The organism is Microbulbifer mixtoriginis (SeqCode) (assembly GCF_052466765.1).
In genome coordinates this window covers 4,682,572-4,702,327 of the sequence record NZ_CP174289.1, presented here as the reverse complement: position 1 = coordinate 4,702,327, position 19,756 = coordinate 4,682,572, and the positions used below count along the sequence as shown (strand labels likewise).

Genomic DNA, 19,756 nt, shown 5'->3' with positions numbered 1-19,756 from the left:
CTTAAATACCCACAAATACTGACCCAATAAAGACTGAGTAGATAATGCTCAACGATATAATTACTACTGGCGGGTTTGCGAAGTATCTAGAAAGGCGGTAACGATCCAGAAGTCTTGCGGTAAGTAATGCCGCGAGCACCCCAAGTACCCCCGCAACTAGAACTGGAGAAATAAAAAAACCTCCTACTGATACATCATGAGGTATCTTTTCCATACATTAACCTATTTGAATCATAAACATCTTTCTTCACAAAAATATTTCCAATCTACGGACTCTGATAATTTATAAAACTCATCGAGGTAATTGCTAATACAGTGGGTAACACCCAAAAAGTACAAAAAGTTGGACACCCCCTTTGCAGTCTCCTCATCTTTTTCCCAGAGCTCCATCAGCCCTCCAACATCCACATTTACTCTATCAAATATACGTCTATAACCTCTTCGTAAAGACTTGATGTTTATATTTCGCTTTTCCCCTGACAAGTAAAACAATATTTTTCCTGCGAGAGATCTCCAAATAAACACCTCGCGCAGCATACTTTTGGTTGCAACAAGTTTCATTTTTGAGTGATCAATTCCATACAAAATCTTAACCTGATTAGCAATCAGCATAAGTAAATCAATTACCCTTCGCATTTGATCCCTCGACATACCTTTAACATTATTGACATCAATACCTTCTTTCCAGTAAAGGATCTTCTCATGCGAAATCACAACGATGTTTAAATGATATAAAATATAAAGGCGATGAAATATTGAGCGTCTTGTTAAGGCCGGCAAATCGCCTTCAACCACTAAACGAGCAGCACTATCAAGGAGTCGATTCACATTTTTTTTGAAATTTCTTTCAGGATGAGAGGAAATCGGGATATTTCTAGATACCGCCAGTATGCAAAAAATAATCGCCAGCACAAATATATAATTTGTATAAACGACAAAACTATAAGTTTGATAATTATTAAAATTGAAAATAATTTGCGGAAAGAGCAGAGCCAAGGTTCTTATCATTGACTGCGCACCAAACATTCGATTTGCAAAATAGGAAATAGTAAAAGTCCAGAAAAACACCATTAACCCTAACGAATAAAAGCCTTGCAATTTTGGCATAACTAAAAAGTAAAGAGGTGCGGACATCAAGCATACGAGAATTGTATATATACAAGATTTAAATAAGTTAATTTGTGGGCTTACAGATGCTATGATTGCTATAATTGTTATTAAAAGCACTACAAGCAGCCCGCCTATCATATCTGGAACAAATAAATAAGCTAAATAAGATATCCAGATCCCCACTAGTACGCGAACCACATTAGCCAACCTATCAGGATCAGGCATTAACAATCCAAACCAGTATTCTTCACGTTCACTTGAAGTACTCGAACTGGAAAATTCCGGGTTTTTTAGATCATTTACAGCATTAATTAGTGCCCGGGTTTCCACCTCCAAATCATTCAAAGAACGCCTTGTTACAGCTATCGCGGCAGTCTCGGGGGTTGACAGCTCCTTTACTTTTTCAACGTCCCCCCTAACCACCCTCTCCCGAGCATCTCCAGCCACCTCATCTTCAGCAATGGCAAATCTAACTCTTTTAAATCGCCCTCTCATAACCTCCAAATAGTCATTCATATTCAAAAGAAACTTCATGATCCCCAAATCACTGGATAGAGCCAAACCCTCTTCTAATTTAAGTAATGACTGTGACACCGCTGTTGTACGATAACCAAATGCCTTCCACTGCCTACGACACTCCCAGATTTCATAACTATCAGAACTGGCATCATTAATAGCTGTACGCAAACGTGTATCTGCCCTTAACAGTTCAACTCGCTTATCTCTAAGGACTTTAACTTTCTTTCGATCTTGAATTCTTAAAAAACATCTATTTGCAAAAGCACGATGCATATCTAGCAGGGAAACCGCTGCTTCATACATTTCTTCGCGGCTACAATTTGGCCAGATCAAAACAGCTACAAGCCCATATACAATAATACCCAGTAAAGATTCTTGAATACGGAATATCCCTTCCTCATAAGAAAGGGATAAATCACCACCGGTCGCATCCCATAACATCAAAATAACGTAGCCACAGGTCATCCAAAAATACTGACGCTTTGATCTTTGCAGGATATAAACGCAGCCCGCAACCCATACCGATAGCGCAATCATAAAAAGCCATCGATCTTGAGGGAATGATGCGACGATTATCCAGCCGCCTAGAAGTGCAAACAGAGTGCCCAGCATCCACAAAATGGCACGATTTAACGACTGCCCCAAGTTTGCCTGACTACACACAATAACGGCAAATGCACCCCAAAAAGGTTTTTCCCAATTGATACCCATTGCAATGGCATAAACAATTACCAAAGCCAGCGCAATTTTTATTGACTCTTTCGCATTGCGAGACAGGTACAATGTTATCTCCGAGTATTTTCACGATAAAGCGACAAGCTTTTGACACCCTAATGATTACGAGGCATGTAATTTTTAGGTTGGCAGGAGGAAGTATGGCATATAAGAAAGCAACCAAATCAGGGATACACTTATAGATACAGCACGCACAAAGCGTATTTTAAAGTGCCAATAAAGTATGAGTGTCAGCGAAGATCACTGAAAACTTATATCTCAACATACGACATAAGTTATAAACGAAAAAATGAAGTTAGTATTTAAAAGCTCGTCTCACAGTCTATGACTTTTCGTCCGCCTCTTTTTATAGCCTGTAGTTTGAGCATAGGCAAAGAGATAATTTGTATGGGCTTTTTCATCCTTCCCAGCAAACTTGTATTATCAAATTTATTAAGTGGTATACCTTTCTTTAACCGCTTAATAAAATCAGGATCGGTTAGAAAGGTACCCTAAAGCAATCAGCCCATCATTTGCCTACTTAACATTTACTTCACTTGATTACGCGCCATCGTGTCATAACCATACACTTTGAAAATTGAATACCTGCTAAGTCAAAGAATGAGGAAAATGGGCCATACTTTACTCCATCTGTAAGCGGCCGAAATTAAATGATACAAACAGCTAGGACGACTGACCCAATGGCGCCAACAACCTATCAATTCGAGTAGTTGCGGTGGCTAGTAGGGCGGCACTTTGCACAGCTAGAGTGACTAAATAGGAGGAGGGCACTATGACAACACTCTCCATGCTTTACTGTTTAACAGCAAAGCCATATCACTTACCACCTTCAGGTACGGACCTCTATCGGAATATTAATTACTATCCACTGTAAGGCATGCTAAATGATACTCCACACCCCCAATAAAAAAGGCCCCTTGAGGGGCCTTTAGAAACTATCCAGCTCAGAAATCAACCATTCAAAGCCTTAAACTCACGCCTGCGACGGTGCAGAACCGGCTCAGTGTAGCCGTTTGGTTGTACACAACCTTCAAATACGAGCTCACAAGCGGCCTGGAAGGCAACACTCCTATCGAAATCTGGAGCCATATTGTTGTAATTGGCATCACCGGCATTTTGTCGGTCCACAACTGCAGCCATACGCTCCATAGTTTCGCGCACTTGCTTCTCGCTGACAATGTCATGCTTGAGCCAGTTGGCAATATGCTGTGAAGAAATTCGCAAGGTGGCGCGATCTTCCATCAGACCGACATCATTAATATCCGGCACCTTGGAGCAACCTACCCCCTGCTCAACCCAGCGTACCACATAGCCAAGAATGCCCTGAGCATTGTTATCCAACTCCAATTGAATCTCTTTAGTACTCCAATTAGTGTCTTTGGCCACCGGTACGGTGAGAATATCTTCCAGCTTGGCGTGATGGCGGTGCTGAATCTCTTCCTGTCGACGGTTCACATCGACCTTGTGGTAGTGCAGTGCATGTAAAGTTGCCGCCGTGGGCGATGGTACCCAAGCAGTATTCGCACCAGCCATTGGATGTGCGAGCTTGGCGTGCATCATCGCTGACATCTGATCTGGAATCGGCCACATACCTTTACCAATCTGCGCCCTACCCTTGAGACCGCTATTGAGACCCACATCCACATTCCACTCTTCGTAGGCGTTGATCCAAGTGGACTGCTTCATATCTCCCTTGCGAATCATGGGGCCGGCAAGCATAGAGGTATGAATTTCATCTCCTGTGCGATCCAGGAAGCCGGTGTTGATAAAGACCACGCGCTCTTTGGCTTCGGCAATGCAGGCTTTGAGGTTTACCGTGGTACGCCGCTCCTCATCCATAATACCCATTTTCACCGTGTGGCGCGGTAGGCCGAGGGCATCCTCAATACGATTAAACAACGTGTTGGCAAAAGCCACCTCTTCCGGGCCATGCATCTTCGGCTTTACGATGTAGATGCTTCCTTCACGAGAGTTCTTGATCTCGTTATTGCCGCGTAGATCATGTAGAGCGATCAGGCTGGTAATCATTCCGTCGAGAATACCTTCCGGAATTTCCTGGCCGTCACCATATAAAACAGCATCGTTGGTCATCAGGTGGCCAACATTGCGCACAAACATCAAACTGCGACCCGGCAGGGTTAGCTGATTACCATTCGGTGTAATATATTCACGGTCGACATTTAATTTGCGCTCAAAAGTCTTGCCGCCTTTATTGATGGTTTCCTTGAGGTCACCTCTCATCAAGCCGAGCCAGTTGCGGTAAACCACAACCTTGTCTTCCGCATCGACTGCCGCTACGGAGTCCTCACAGTCCATAATGGTGGTCAATGCAGATTCCATAAGGACGTCTTTAATACCCGCGTCATCGGTTTTACCGATAGGGCTTTCACGATCCACCTGAATTTCAAAGTGCAGGCCGTGCTGCTTGAGCAAAATACTCGAGGGTTCTTCGCTGTCACCGCGGTAACCGGCAAACTGAGTGCCGTCTTTCAAGGTGGCAATATCACCATTGGCTTGGACAACTTCCAGCAGAGAGCCGTTAATACGATATTGCACGGCTTCTTTATGACTGCCGCAGGTTAATGGAGCAGACTGATCTAGGAAGCTGCGCGCATATTCAATCACTTTGGCTCCGCGCACCGGATTGTACTCACTACCCTTTTCCGCTCCACCTTCTTCGCTGATCACATCAGTGCCGTAGAGGGCATCGTAAAGGCTGCCCCAGCGGGCATTTGCGGCATTCAGTGCATAGCGGGCGTTCATCACCGGGACCACTAGCTGAGGACCGGCGAGAGTGGCGATCTCCTCATCCACATTCTCAGTGGAAGCACTGAACTCAGCGGGCTCATCCACCAAGTAGCCAATTTCTTTCAGAAAGGTCTGGTAGCCTTCCAGATCAAGGAAGCCCTGCGGATTTTCGGTGTACCAGCGATCCAGGGTTTCCTGTAATTCGTCGCGTTTTTCCAGCAGGGAGCGATTGACTGGCGCCAGGTCGCGGACAATCGCATCGAGTCCAGCCCAGAACTTATCGGCATCGACCCCGGTTCCTGGAATCACCTCCTCGCAGACCAGGTTGTAAAGCTCTGGTGCGATTTGTAGATCACCGATTTGGACTCGTTCCGTCATACCCTGGGCCTCTCACTGATTGTTGGAATTACGGCATTCTAAACAGCCATTTCAGCATACCGCTAATTTATAGACACAATTTCCACTATTCATAGATCAAATTTTTATGAAAATGGATGACGCATGATTCACTGCCAAGAGAACTGTATATTCACCCTCAGGGCGCATGATTCCTTACTAAGGGGTCACTCATAAAGCCCGACCAATATCCAGGATCAGGCGCCGTAACCAGCGGTGCGGTGCACTCTGCTGTAAAAGTGGGCTCCAAGCCATTTTTAGCTCAAGAGGAGGGATATCCAGCGGCGGATCCCTGCGCACGACTCTAGGATTGTCGCTGGCAAGCTGTGCCAGACGGGTGGGCACAGTGACAATCAGGTCACTCTGCTCGGCCAACAGCATAGCCACTTGGTAGTGGCGTGTGAAAACCGAGATATCCCGCTTTTCCCCCAATTTACCAATAGCCTCATCTACCCAGCCCAAGCGTTGCACATCCTCTGGGTTTACTCCTACCCCCACACCCATGCCGGTCTTGCTCACCCATATATGCTGAGCCTTTAAGTAACTCTGCAGATTGTAGTCTTCGAGAATTGGGTTATCCGCTCGCATCATGCAAGAGAAACTGTCGCGCCATACGGTGGCTTGGTGGAAGCTCTGGGGCATGCTATCGAAACGGTTAATTACCATATCCACCTTACCCTGCTCCACATCGACAAAGCTCACATCGCTGGGCGTCATGATATCCAGGCTGATTCCTGGAGCACCATCCCTCAGCTGCTTAAGCAGGGGCGGGATCAACGTGGATTCGGCATAGTCACTGGCCATAATGCGAAAGGTTCGCCGGGTGTTGGCCGGATCAAAATCCCGATTGGGCTGAATCACACGGTCGATGCTGGATAGCGCTTCACGAACCATAGGCTGTAGCTCTAAGGCACGCTCCGTGGGCATCATGCCCTCTCGGGTGCGTACCAGCAGAGGGTCATCAAAGAGTTCGCGCAGGCGTTTCAAGCCATTGCTCATTGCGGGTTGGGACAGCCCTAAGTAGTTGGCCGCTCGTGTCACATTGCGCTCGCGCAGCAGCACATCCAGGTATACCAGCAGGTTCAGGTCAGCTCTTTCCAGTTGCATACAACATTTGCCAGATCGATAGTGAAAATAAAATCAATAAATTAGGCAAATTATGCCACTCCTCCTAAGATACTCAACACCTAATCGCAGTCACCGTTTTAAGGAAACACTGTCATGTCCACTTACACTCAAGACATCGACGCGGTAGCTAAGCTCCGTGACAGCAAAAGCGGCACTTGGGATGCTATCAATCCCGAATCTGTTGCCCGTATGCGCGCCCAGAACAAGTTCAAGAACGGCCTGGATATTGCCAAATACACTGCCAATATCATGCGCGCTGACATGGAGAACTACGACAAAGACAGCTCCAAGTACACCCAATCCCTGGGCTGCTGGCACGGTTTCATCGGCCAACAGAAGATGATTTCTATTAAGAAGCACTTCGAAGGCAATACCGACCGTCGCTACCTGTACCTGTCCGGCTGGATGGTCGCCGCTCTGCGCAGTGAATTCGGTCCTCTGCCCGACCAGTCCATGCACGAAAAAACCTCTGTTGCGCACCTGATCAACGAACTGTATACCTTCCTGCGCCAGGCCGATGCCCGCGAGCTGAACGACCTGTTCCGCGAGTTGGATGCCGCCCGTGAAGCCGGCAATAAAGAAGCCGAGAAAGCAGTTCAAGACAAGATCGACAACCACAAAACTCACGTTGTGCCGATCATTGCCGACATCGATGCCGGTTTCGGTAACGCAGAAGCCACTTACCTGATGGCTAAGCAGATGATCGAGGCGGGTGCTTGCTGTATCCAGATCGAGAACCAGGTTTCCGACGAGAAGCAGTGTGGTCACCAGGACGGTAAAGTCACCGTTCCTCACGAAGACTTCCTGGCCAAGATCCGAGCAGTTCGCTACGCATTTTTGGAGTTGGGCGTAGACAACGGTGTTATCGTTGCCCGTACCGACTCCCTGGGTGCCGGCCTGACCAAGCAGATCGCCGTGACCAAAGAGCCGGGTGACCTGGGCGACCAGTACAACGCTTTCCTGGACTGTGAAGAAATCGCAGCTTCTGATCTGGCCAACGGTGACGTTGTAATCAACCGCGAAGGCAAGCTGCTGCGTCCTAAGCGCCTGGCTTCCAACCTGTTCCAGTTCCGCAAAGGTACCGGCGAAGCTCGCTGCATCCTGGACAGCATCACCTCTCTGCAGAACGGCGCCGATCTGATTTGGATCGAAACCGAGAAACCCCACGTTCGCCAGATCGGCGGCATGATGGACGAAATCCGCAAAGTTGTTCCCGATGCGAAGCTGGTTTACAACAACAGCCCATCCTTCAACTGGACCCTGAACTTCCGCCAGCAGGTATTCGATGCCTGGTCTGAAGAAGGCAAAGACGTATCCGCTTACGACCGCGCCAACCTGATGAGCGCCGAGTACGACGATACTGAGCTGTCCGCAACTGCTGACGAGAAGATCCGCACCTTCCAGGCCGACGCGGCTCGCGAAGCCGGTATCTTCCACCACCTGATCACCCTGCCGACTTACCACACTGCGGCCCTGTCTACCGACAACCTGGCCAAAGAGTACTTCGGTGAGCAAGGCATGCTGGGCTACGTGAAAGGCGTTCAGCGTAAAGAGATCCGCCAAGGTATCGCCTGTGTTAAGCACCAGAACATGGCTGGTTCCGACATCGGCGACGACCACAAAGAGTACTTTGCTGGCGAAGCGGCACTGAAGGCTGCTGGTAAAGACAACACCATGAACCAGTTCGGTTAAATCGCTCTTATACCTTTCAGGTAGATTCAAGGCGGCGCAAGCCGCCTTTTTCTTCAGGGATTCTCTCCTGTTCAAATTGATCAGGACAATGATTCCGCCGAAGAAGAACAGTTATGCAAACTGCGCTTTTATCTCTGCATTTTGAACTTGGGCCGCAATCGCGGCCCTTTTTTTGCTCCCAATCTTATTGCCTTTTCTCAAAGACTTTTGCGCCATATTAGCTAGCCTTAGGGTATACACGCTAAGGTGCGCACCGCCTATGTCTGGCCCAAGACTTGTACTGACCATCAACTGCGGCAGCTCTTCTTTAAAGTTCACCATCATTAACCCAGAAACTGGTGAGGAGCGCTTAAAAGGCCAAGCCGATGCCCTGGGATCATCCTCAGCAGCACTCTCTTGGCAGCACGATGAAAAAGAAGGAACACAGAAGCTCTCCCCTGGGGATGACTACGAAGCTGTTATCGGAGCGTTGGTAAAGCGATTCGACGGCCCCTGGTCAGCGTTGCGCGAGCAGCTTCGGGCAATCGGGCATCGGGTGGTCCATGGTGGCGAACAGTTCGCAGATTCCACGCTGATCAATGACAGCGTGGTATCAGCTATCAGAGCCTGCTGTGAACTGGCGCCACTACACAACCCTGCAGCCCTGCAAGGTATACAGGCCTCACTGCTCGCTTTCCCAGAGTTGCCGCAGGTGGCGGTCTTCGATACCGCCTTCCACCAGAGTTTGCCGGATTACGCCTACCTCTATGCACTGCCCTACAGTTTGTATCGGGATCACCAACTGCGCCGCTACGGTATGCATGGCAGCAGTCATCGCTATATCGGTGAGCGCAGCGCCGAAATATTGAAAACACCCACAGACAACATCAATGTGATCTCCGCTCACCTCGGCAATGGCGCTTCCCTATGCGCCATTAAAAACGGAAAGAGCGTGGATACCAGTATGGGGCTGACTCCTCTTGAAGGGCTGGTAATGGGCAGTCGCTGCGGGGACCTAGACCCTGGTTTATTACTTCATTTGGGAGAGGCACTGGACTATTCCCTAGCGGAACTCGAACAGTTACTGAATCGCAACAGCGGCCTGCTGGGGATATCCGAGCTAAGCAATGACTGTCGTGAACTGGAAGAAGCTATGGGCAAAGGCCATGCCGGTGCTAGCTTGGCATTGAAGCTATTTTGTTATCGGCTGGCCAAATATATTGCAGCCTACACAGTGCCACTAAAGCGCGTTGATTCGCTGGTATTCACCGGGGGTATTGGCGAAAACTCATCTTGGGTGCGGCGAGAAACGATAGGTTGGCTCAGCCAGCTCGGCTACCAGCTGGACAATAAGCGCAATGAAGACATTCGCTTCGGTTCTGAAGGGCAGATATCGAAAGACGGAACACTGGATATCCTTGTGATACCCACCCGTGAAGATTGGGTTATTGCTCGAGATACCATCCGCTTAGCGAACAGGGCGCTATAAACATGCCCCACAACGCGCGCGCCCTAATGCTGATTCCACTGGATGTGGGTGTGGGTATTACGTCGGTAAGCCTGGGCTTAATACGGGCACTTGAACGCAACCGCGTAGAAACCCAGTTTTTCAAACCTGTCAGCGAAGCACCTTCCCGCGACGGCGCCATTGAGAGAACCACAGAGATATTGCGGCAGACTACCAAGCTGGACATTCCCCGTTCAATCAGCGCACAAGAAGCTGAAACTATGATCTCCGCAGGTGGAACCACGGAGCTACTGGAGAAAATTTTGTCCCGCTACCGCAGCAGCGTTCAAACTGCGGATGTAATAGTCGTGGAGGGACTTTTACCCGGAAGGCAGAATCAATTTTCTGACCAATTGAACTGCCAGATGGCAAAAACCCTGGATGCGGAAGTGGTGTTGGTTGCCAGCCTGCACACAGGCGATATTCGCCAGCTTACAGAGCGCCTGCAGTATGCGATGCAACCGTTTGGTGAGGGCCCATCCAACCCGGTGGTAGGCTGCATTATCAATAAGCTGGATGCCCCTCCCCGCATAACCGACCCACCTGGTGGCCACTTTATCTCGGTGGGCGCTCAACAGGAGCCCTGTACCAAAGCTGTCAACCGAAAGGATCTGTATCGTAAAATTCCTCTACGCATCGTTGGCGCCATCCCCTGGAATGCGCAGCTGCTGGCCCCCCGGGCGCTGGATCTGGCCCGGCATTTCAATGCACAACTAATCAATCGCGGAGAACTAGAGAGCCGCCGTTTGCGCAGCGTAACCTTCTGCTCGCGATCCCTAGCCAATATGCTGCATCGCTTTAATTCAGGTGCCCTACTGGTCACTTCAGCTGACAGGCCCGATGTCATGATAGGAGCCAGCCTGGCAGCAATGAACGGTGTAAAAATTGGCTGCTTGCTGCTGACCGGGGGCTACCGACTGGATCGCGGGGTACACAAACTTTGCACACCGGCCATGGAGACTGGACTGCCGGTAATGTTAGTTAGCTCCAACACCTGGCATACCGTGATGGAGTTACAAACCTTCAACCTGCGCACCCCCGCAGATGACCGCGAGCGAGTAAACCGGGTACAGGATTTTTTTGCCAGCCACTTGGATAAAAACTGGGTGCAATCCTTAAGTCAGGTTTCCCAACGACCGCGGCGGATGTCACCCCCAGCATTTCGCTACCACCTAACAGAAATGGCCCGCCGGGTACTAAAACGCATTGTGCTTCCAGAGGGAGAAGAACCCCGCACTATACGCGCAGCTCTGGCCTGTGCAGAACGGGGAATTGCACAACCGATACTGCTGGGAAGACCTGGATCTATCCAGCGAATCGCCGAGCAACAGGGCCTCAGGCTCAGTAAAAAAGTAGAAATCATCAAGCCCGAAGATGTCAGGGAAGAGTATGTAGAGCCCATGGTAGCTCTTCGAAAAAATAAGGGCCTCACTCAGGTGGTTGCGAAAGAACAGCTGCAAGACAATGTCGTTTTGGGCACTATGATGCTGGCCCTAGACCAAGTGGATGGCCTGGTTTCAGGCGCTATTCACACTACCGCCAATACCATCCGCCCCGCCCTGCAATTGATCAAGAGCGCTCCAGGTGAAGAGCTTGTCTCCTCAATTTTCTTTATGCTTCTACCCGAGCAGGTACTGGTATACGGAGACTGCGCCATCAACCCGGACCCCAACGCCAACCAATTGGCTGCGATCGCCATCCAGTCGGCAGACTCCGCAGCGGCCTTTGGGATAGAACCCCGAGTAGCAATGATCAGTTACTCCACCGGCACCTCAGGAACCGGCTTAGACGTAGACAAAGTGCGTGAAGCTACACAAATCGCCAAGCAGAGAAGGCCCAAGCTGATTATTGATGGACCACTACAATACGATGCGGCGCTGATAAAAAATGTGGCTGAGCAGAAAGCGCCACAGAGCCCAGTCGCGGGCCGCGCCACCGTATTTATTTTCCCTGATTTAAACACCGGCAACACCACATATAAAGCAGTACAGCGCAGTGCGGACTTAGTCAGTATTGGGCCTATGTTGCAGGGGCTGCGCAAACCGGTGAATGATCTTTCCCGCGGTGCCCTGGTGGACGATATTGTCTACACCATTGCACTTACCGCTATTCAGGCCCAGCAACATCAATCACATATAATTAAAAAATAACTGGCCTCTATCCACAGAGGGGACGGCGAGGGTCAATATATTCATGCAGCGCGGCGGCAATAACATAGGCCTCCAGGCGGTGCTCATAGGTATCCGAATGGTCACAACCCATCCGCTCCAGACAGCGATGGGTAAACGCGAACTGATCAGAATTGTCCCGCCACACTCTACGCCCCTTGATCACCGTTAGCAGCATTCGCCACCAGCTGCGGTCAGCCGCTCTCAACTGCTGAAGTGCGACAGCCAGCCATCCCTCTTCATCGGTAAAGTCCGTACCCAGCGGATAGTAAGGCAACATGGCGAGGGACTTTTCATCGGAAAAGACCTCGTCAATATGCTCCGGGCTATTTCGATTAAACTCGGTCGGAATAGTGAAGTCCTTTTCGATTTTGCCTGCATATTTGGCCTGTTCCAGCAACACTGCCTGAAATCGTGTATCGCAAATACTGAGCATGGAAACCATCACGTCCCGGTCTGTTTTACCCCGCAGGTCCACCGCGCCGTATTCAGTTACCACAATATCCCGCAAGTGCCGAGGTATAGTGGTGTGGGGGTATTCCCAGACAATATTACTTTCACAAATTCCGTCGCGAACGCGTGTGCTCGGCAGGGCAATAATGGAGCGGGCCCCAGGCAGTGCAAAGGCCTGGGCAACAAAATTGTATTGCCCTCCAACACCACTAACTACCTGATTATCCATTAAAGCATCGGAAATAACGGCTCCGCCCAATGTCACCATCATGGCTGAATTTACAAAACGTGCGTGTTTGCGCTGGACTTGCTTCAGCATTTGTTGGCCGCGCAGATCGTTGGTGAAATCGATAGAAGTCATATCGATACCGGCCCGCTCAATGGGGGCTAGATCCCGTAACTCTCGATACATCACCTCAGGGCCAAGGTAAAAACCACCGTGCAACCAGATACCGCCTTTAAGTTTGTTGTTCAAACAACTGCCTATCAATCGTCGACGGCCGTGCTCACTGTGCAGGTCACACTCCTCCTCTTCGCCATCGGGTGTTAACAACTTGTGGCCGCGCCAACTGTAACTTGGATCCACAATACCAAAACGCTGCAAAAACGCCGTATCATCAGGGGTTAACGGGCAGTCGATACGCCCTCTCTTTTTCAGAGCGAGCAGAGTCTCTTCGTTCACTGTATGGGTGATCGCATCCGAGTCCAGCAACTCCTGCAGTGCCGCATCAGCAAACACTTCACGGATTAAAACCCCCGCCTTACGTAGATGTAAAAAGCCATGGGGAACCATTTCACTGGCACCATATAGTCCCTGTTGAAAGGGCGTCTTTTGTAGGGGGAGGTTTTTTCGGTATGCGGATGACTCTGAATCGGCTAACTTATCCAGCAGGCGAGTGAAGAGCGGATTCTCTTTGTGACGCAAGCGCAAGGCATGACAAACCGCATCGCCGAGCGCCCCGATACCCACTTGTAAAGTACCACCATCAGCGATCAGGCTGGCAATATGAAAACCGATAGCATATTCGGTAAAACTCACCGGCATTGCAGGAGCGGCAAACAATGGAGTATTGAACTGGTTACCTTCTAACAAAAAATCGAAAGCGCCTTCCGCAAGCTCACTACTGCCCGGCATATAAGGTAATTGATGATTTACCTCTCCCAGTAAAAAAAGCGATTGCCCTTTGCGATCGGAGGCCAGCTTTAAAAGTGGCAGGGTCAGATCCGGATTACAGCTCAAACTGTATTTGCCACCCGCCGGTGAGGGGGACACCATTTGCGCGATCACATTGATCCCATTGCGCAAGAGATCTTCGGGCACCTCGGTATAATTAGTGCTGACATAATGTTGCTGAGCATAGCGATTACCCAGCAAAGCACCGGGCTCCATAAAAAACTCTATCACCTCAATATTATTGGGAAGCTGCCCTTGTCTCCTTGCCGTCACATAACCAAGATCCTGGTAGTGACTGTAAAGGCGATCCAGTAAAGGCTGTACAAAACGGCGCGTGATATCACTGTCCCCCCTGGGTCGCTCAAGGGTCAGGGCGGTATAAATGGTCAGAGAAATAGAAGGGTCTGCAGCGGCACGCGCGTAAAGGGCATTGGCAAAGTGATTGGCTTTTCCCAATCCGAGGGGTAACCCCAGCACAATCTTTTTACCGACCCTGCGTAACAGAGCATCGATACACTCCTCGGCGCCGGTAAACCGCTGGGGAACATTATCAGGAGAAACTTCCATGGAAATCAGGCTTTTCTCACAAGGCTATTGGATTTTTCCCACCACCCTGGCCAAATGATCAAAGTGGTCGACCTGGATAGCCTTATCCACTGCATCAGCTGCGTCACGAAGAGCACCCGCTTCTTCATCACTAATGAGATTACGTTGCAACCCCTCTTCCACCGACTCGCGACTTAGGGTGCGAATACCCCCCTTTTTTAACTTCTCTCGTGCACGCTCAGAGGCACATACCTTGTTGAAGGCCTGCTCGACAATTTCAACTCCATCGCCAGGATTGCCAAGGAAAACACCACGGGTCAAACGGTCTCGGGTTTTGGAGGGACTCAACAGCAACTCGGCACATGCTCGCGCCTGTCGATCTGAAGCAGTATGGATACTATGCCCCCAGGGCATAGTCAGAAAATGCATCAACTGTCCAAAAAATGAGCGCGGGAAATTCTGAAAAACTTCCAACAACTGAACTTCGATTTTATGCAAACCATCGCGCATGGCGAATTCCAGCAACGGTAAATCATCTTTGGGATTGCCATCATCATAGAAACGCTTGAGAGTACAGCTCAACAGATAAAGCTGGCTGAGCACATCGCCGAGCCGGGAGGATATCAGCTCTTTTCTTTTTAACTCACCGCCCAAGGTGATCAGCGAGACCTCTGTCACCAGTGTTAGCACAGCCGAGTAGCGATTGATCTGACGAAAATACTTGGCCGCGCCTCCAACATTACGAGGGCTGCTGGCAAAGAGCCCCACGGTCCAACCATGAAATACTCCTCGCAATAGTGTCTTGAACTGGAACCACATATGCTTGGGGAGTAAATGATCCAGTTGCTCCAGCCCCTCCTCTTCATCGGGATTTTCAGCAGCGAGCATTTCATCAAGTATGTAAGGGTGGCAGCGAATAGCACCCTGACCAAAGATCATTAAGCTGCGGGTCAATAAATTGGCCCCTTCTACCGTTATCGCCACGGGTACCGCACGATAGGCATTACCCAGGTAATTTAGTGGGCCATCCATGATGGCTTTACCGGCATGAATATCCATGGCGTCATCAATAGCCTGGCGCAGCCCCCCTGTTGCATTGGCTTTCATAATTGCGGTGATTACCGCCGGCTTAAGTCCATCATCCAATGCCCTGGTGGTTGTCTTATGGGCGCTATCTAGCACGAAAGCGATAGCGGCGATCTCCGCCAGCCGACTTTGCACCCCTTCAAAACGCCCTACAGGAATATTGAATTGCTCGCGGATACGCGCATAGGCACCAGTGGTCCTCGCCGCCATCTTGGCACCGCCCGTAGAGAGCGAGGGAAGCGAGATGCCACGCCCGGCAGCCAAGGCGCTCATCAACATTTCCCAGCCTTTGCCGACATTCTCCTGACCTCCAATAATCCACTCCATAGGGATAAAGACATCTTTTCCCCAGTTGGGACCATTTTGGAAGGCCTGCATCGCCGGGAGATGGCGTTGACCAATAGTCACGCCTTCTGTATCAGTAGGAACCAGTGCCACGGTAATTCCCAGCTCCTCTTTATCGCCGAGAATATGCTCCGGGTCGTACAACTTAAAGGCGAGCCCCAAGACCGTGGCAATAGGCCCCAGGGTGATATACCGCTTGTGCCAGTTGACACGCATCCCCAGGACCTTTTCCCCCTGATGATCACCGTAACAGACCTCTCCGCGGTCAATCATGGATGCCGCATCGGAGCCCGCCTGGGGGCTGGTGAGGCCGAAACAGGGAATATCCGTGCCATCGGCAAGCCGGGGTAGATAATAGTCTTTTTGCTCCTGGGTGCCATGAGCGAGCAGCAATTCTCCCGGCCCGAGGGAATTGGGCACCATCACAGTGACGCCGACGGTGTTACTCCGCGTAGAAATTTTGGTGACTATTTCTGCATGCGCAGTAGGGGAAAAGCCGAGACCACCATATTTTTTGGGAATGATGATGCCGAAGAAACGATTTTTACGCAGAAACTCCCAAACATGCTCTGGGATATCGTGATCGACAAAACTGATCTGCCAATCATTGATCATTTTACAGAGCTCTTCGGCAGGCCCATCGAGAAAAGCCTGTTCCTCCTCATTCAGCTCTGGCGGTCCCATATCGAGTAGCTGCTTCCAGTCCGGTTTACCGGAGAGTAGCTGAGCATCCCACCAAACCTCTCCAGCCTCCATTGCCTCCCGTTCCGTTTGAGATATTGGCGGTAAAATCCTCTTTATGATATTCAATAGGGGTTTGGTAAAGAATTTCTTGCGCAACTCGCTCATTTTTACCTTCCGCAGTATCCCTAGCGGTGCACTACCCCGCCAATTACCACTAGCCATGGTGCTATTTCAAAAAATAATGATAGGCAACGAATGCGGTTGAAGAGTTTCAGTAAGATCCCTTCCCAAACTGAAAACTCACAAGCGTTCACTCAGTACTCCTGACACAACATTTTGTGCGGGGAGAGCCCCCTAGTAACTAGACGCCCAAGAGAACCTGAAATTTATACATCAATAAGATGTATGAAGCGCCAGTTGTCGCGATATTCCTGGGAAATACTACCTATATTTAGAGAGATGGAATGGACGCCGCAAATGAAGCTCTGGATCAGTTGATAGAAAGCATTGAATTAGGATGCTCGTATGAAGCAGACTCTTGTGAACTCGCTTGCCGGTGTCGGACTTTTAACCCCCAGCCTGCTCTTCGCCAATCTGGTGGGTGAAGGCCCCCGGCTGGCCCCGGAAGACAGAATTACCCAGGGACAAATTGTTGAAGGTGAACTGAGCCTGGATGAAATTCGCCAGGCCGGGATGCTCATTTTCAGCACCCCCTTTAATCGCTACGATGGCTACGGGGATGGTGCACACGATGAATCCCAGCCTGATAACCACTCCGCGGATGGCGGTAACCGGCCGACATTACAGGGCAATGGTACCTTCCTGCGAGTCAATGGACTCGACTCTCAGAACTGCCTGGAATGTCACAGTATCGTCAGCAATAGAACTGTGCCGGCCACCATGGGTATTGGCGGCGGTGGCGGTTTTAGTACCAGCGCAATGCTGCGTCCGGTAAATATCGATGTCATTGACGAAAGCTTCGATGGGACTGCGGAATACGATGGCCGCCTAATCAACCCCCTATTCTTATTTGGCTCTGGAGGGATTGAACTAGTCGCCAGAGAAATGACCGCTGACCTTCAGCGCCTCAAACAATACGCCTTAGACAACCCTGGAACTGTTGTCAGTCTGGATACTAAATCCGTTAATTTTGGCAGTATTTTTGTCGATGAGGATGGCAACCTGGACACCAGCAATGTGGAAGGCGTCGATGCCGACCTTGTGGTACGCCCGTTTGGCAGGAAAGGCGATAATGCCTCAGCCCGCGAATTCTCCTTGAACGCCCTTTCTTTTCACATGGGGATGCAGGCAATAGAAAAGTTTGGCGGGGCAGAAGCCGACGAAGACAATGACGGCGTGACCAACGAAATTTCTGTCGGTGATCTATCCGCGATCAGTATTTTCATTGCCACCCTGGACCGCCCCTTCCAAATAGAATCCGGCAAAAATAACCGGGGTCGCAAATTGTTCCACGAGGTAGGCTGTGCCGACTGCCATCGTCCCGTAATGACCACTGAGCGGAGGACCTTGCCCTTTAAGCTAACGGGCTCCCCGGAGGCACCATTTGAAGATACTTTCTATCACGTGGATCTAAGCAAGCCCCCCACGGTTTTTAAATCCATTTTTGGAGCGGGAATTGAGGTCGAAATGTTCTCTGATCTCAAGCGCTATGACATGGGCATAGCACTAGCTGAAACCGCCTTTTTCCAGGATGAGGTGCAAAACAGGGAATTTATCACCGCACGCCTTTGGGGAGTTGCTGACACAGCTCCCTATATGCACGATGGGCGCGCACTCACCTTGGTAGAAGCCATCTTGTTACACGATAATCCTGGAAGTGATGCCGGCTACGCCGCAGAAAACTTCCAAAATCTGAGTGACGAAGACAAGAACAAGATCCTTTATTTTCTGATGTCTCTGCGCATGCCCAAGGATCCAGTTTCAGATTTACACAATCGATAGGCAGCTCTTCATGAACGATGTCCGCGGCAACAAAGTTGCCAGCGGGCATTTTTATTTACAAACTTTTGTGAAAGCTGTGTAATTGAAAAGTGGGGTTCACACTAGTGCTTCTTGCGCAACAATGATTCCGTTGTTATCCCCATACAGATATTCTCCAGGTCGAAAAGTCACCCCTCCAAAAGTCACTGCCAAATCCCGCTCACCAATACCTTTTTTCTCCGTTTTCATTGGGTGTGTACCCAGGGCCTGAACGCCTAAATCTAGCGCCCCAATCTGGTCAACATCGCGGATGCAGCCATACATCACTATGCCTTCCCAGCCATTGGCTACCGCTTTATCGGCGAGCATATCGCCAAGACAAGCGCGACGCATTGAACCACCCGCATCGACTACCAGAACCTTTCCTTTTCCCGGTTCCGCCACTAACTCCCGCACCAGCGAGTTATCCTCAAAACACTTAATAGTTACGATTTGACCGCCAAAGCTCTCACGGCCTCCGTAATTAATAAACATCGGCTCAACCACTTGCACTGCATCACCGTGGTCATCACACAAATCGGGGGTAGAAATTGGCATAAGTCCTCTCGCAATCATTCCGTAAAAAATGATGATAGCGATAGTGTCACTCTGGTGGCAGGCTGACAAATAAATACCGGGTATCATCCCTATAGATAATACCCGGCCAAGGCTTCGCTGCTACAAAATCGTTTTCAGGTTTTAGTGCGTAACACGCACCGGAGTACCTACACGTACATGGCGATAAAACTTTCTAGCCATGTGCGGAGGCATACGCACACAACCATGCGAGGCAGGGTGTCTGGGCACATGGCCAGAAGCATGCAGACCGATCCCGCCGTTGAAGCGAATATAGTTATTCATTTTTGCACCACGATACACAGTACCGGCGGGGCGACGATGTTTACGAGTATTTACATTGGACCTCACCACCCGTCCTGTGCGCCTATCTACATAACTACCGTAGATCGAAGAGCGATGATGCGGGTGCTTGGACAATACCCGGAAGTGTCCTGGCCGCGTACTATAACCCCGCTTACCGGAGGAAATTCTGGATACCCCGACCAACTTACCGCCTTTGTAGAGGTAAGCGCGCTGTTCACTCAAGTCAATCCTGATTGAGGCGCCTCCTCCCCTAGCCGCAGCGCGATCATCAAACCAGTTACCACCGCGGGGCTTTGCCATTGCAGGGGGAACCGCGATTAGTGCCAAGAGACACAACATCAGAAAAATATGTAATATTGGGATCTGTAACTGTCTGCTCGTATGCATAGCTCACCTCAACAACTTTCTCTGCTCTGCCAAAGTGGGCGGAAAGGAAAACAGCCCAACCGATACCACTCAAACTTCTACACCGGAGGATTTACCCCTGCAGGTGAATCAGCACCAAAGCAAATTGCGCTCTGTTTTCTATCTACGCGCTGCCTCAGGACTCTTCCGATTTTATTGAGGCTGGTGGTAAGCCTTAGAATGAATTCTTATCTCTGAAGGCAAGCCATAGAGTTTTGA

12 protein-coding genes are annotated in these 19,756 nt (G+C 49.9%); 4 read left to right on the top strand and 8 right to left on the bottom strand.

The window, feature by feature from the left end:
- Position 1: 1 nt before the first annotated feature.
- From ACJJIV_RS20520 to ACJJIV_RS20505, 4 genes are all read right to left on the bottom strand, one after another.
- Positions 2–214 carry a DUF1656 domain-containing protein gene (locus ACJJIV_RS20520; protein WP_353505426.1) on the bottom strand — a complete coding sequence of 71 codons (213 nt, stop codon included), beginning with the start codon at positions 212–214 and terminating at the stop codon, positions 2–4.
- A 17-nt stretch (positions 215–231) separates the two neighbouring features.
- Complete coding sequence (locus ACJJIV_RS20515; protein ID WP_444890172.1) at positions 232–2,412, bottom strand: FUSC family protein; 2,181 nt, start codon at positions 2,410–2,412, stop codon at positions 232–234.
- Between the two features lie 903 nt (positions 2,413–3,315).
- On the bottom strand, positions 3,316–5,490 hold the full coding sequence (locus tag ACJJIV_RS20510; RefSeq protein WP_252081802.1) for a malate synthase G: 2,175 nt from the start codon (positions 5,488–5,490) through the stop codon (positions 3,316–3,318).
- Positions 5,491–5,679: 189 nt separating this feature from the next.
- Positions 5,680–6,615, bottom strand: coding sequence for a LysR family transcriptional regulator (locus ACJJIV_RS20505; protein ID WP_252081803.1), 936 nt, complete (start codon positions 6,613–6,615; stop codon positions 5,680–5,682).
- Between the two features lie 114 nt (positions 6,616–6,729).
- Between ACJJIV_RS20505 and ACJJIV_RS20500 the strand changes: the two genes are divergently transcribed.
- From ACJJIV_RS20500 to pta, 3 genes are all read left to right on the top strand, one after another.
- On the top strand, positions 6,730–8,328 hold the full coding sequence (locus ACJJIV_RS20500; RefSeq protein ID WP_444886341.1) for an isocitrate lyase: 1,599 nt from the start codon (positions 6,730–6,732) through the stop codon (positions 8,326–8,328).
- A gap of 259 nt (positions 8,329–8,587) precedes the next feature.
- Positions 8,588–9,796 (top strand): acetate kinase, encoded by a 1,209-nt coding sequence (locus ACJJIV_RS20495; protein WP_444890171.1) that lies wholly within the window; start codon positions 8,588–8,590, stop codon positions 9,794–9,796.
- A 2-nt stretch (positions 9,797–9,798) separates the two neighbouring features.
- Complete coding sequence (gene pta / locus ACJJIV_RS20490) at positions 9,799–11,964, top strand: phosphate acetyltransferase (RefSeq protein WP_444890170.1); 2,166 nt, start codon at positions 9,799–9,801, stop codon at positions 11,962–11,964.
- A 7-nt stretch (positions 11,965–11,971) separates the two neighbouring features.
- On the opposite strand, the gene ACJJIV_RS20485 is transcribed toward pta, so the two are convergent.
- Both ACJJIV_RS20485 and ACJJIV_RS20480 read right to left on the bottom strand, forming a co-directional pair.
- Positions 11,972–14,176, bottom strand: coding sequence for an acetyl-CoA hydrolase/transferase C-terminal domain-containing protein (locus tag ACJJIV_RS20485; RefSeq protein WP_444890169.1), 2,205 nt, complete (start codon positions 14,174–14,176; stop codon positions 11,972–11,974).
- Between the two features lie 24 nt (positions 14,177–14,200).
- Positions 14,201–16,435, bottom strand: coding sequence for an acyl-CoA dehydrogenase (locus ACJJIV_RS20480; protein ID WP_444890168.1), 2,235 nt, complete (start codon positions 16,433–16,435; stop codon positions 14,201–14,203).
- Between the two features lie 360 nt (positions 16,436–16,795).
- On the opposite strand from ACJJIV_RS20480, the gene ACJJIV_RS20475 reads away from it, so the two are divergent.
- Positions 16,796–18,232 carry a di-heme oxidoredictase family protein gene (locus ACJJIV_RS20475; RefSeq protein WP_444890167.1) on the top strand — a complete coding sequence of 479 codons (1,437 nt, stop codon included), beginning with the start codon at positions 16,796–16,798 and terminating at the stop codon, positions 18,230–18,232.
- Positions 18,233–18,328: 96 nt separating this feature from the next.
- Here ACJJIV_RS20475 and rraA read toward each other — a convergent pair whose 3' ends face one another.
- On the bottom strand, positions 18,329–18,808 hold the full coding sequence (gene rraA / locus ACJJIV_RS20470) for a ribonuclease E activity regulator RraA (RefSeq protein ID WP_252081810.1): 480 nt from the start codon (positions 18,806–18,808) through the stop codon (positions 18,329–18,331).
- Positions 18,809–18,949: 141 nt separating this feature from the next.
- Entirely contained in the window at positions 18,950–19,519 is a 570-nt protein-coding gene (locus ACJJIV_RS20465) for a L,D-transpeptidase (protein WP_252081811.1), read from the bottom strand.
- Between the last annotated feature and the right edge of the window lie 237 nt (positions 19,520–19,756).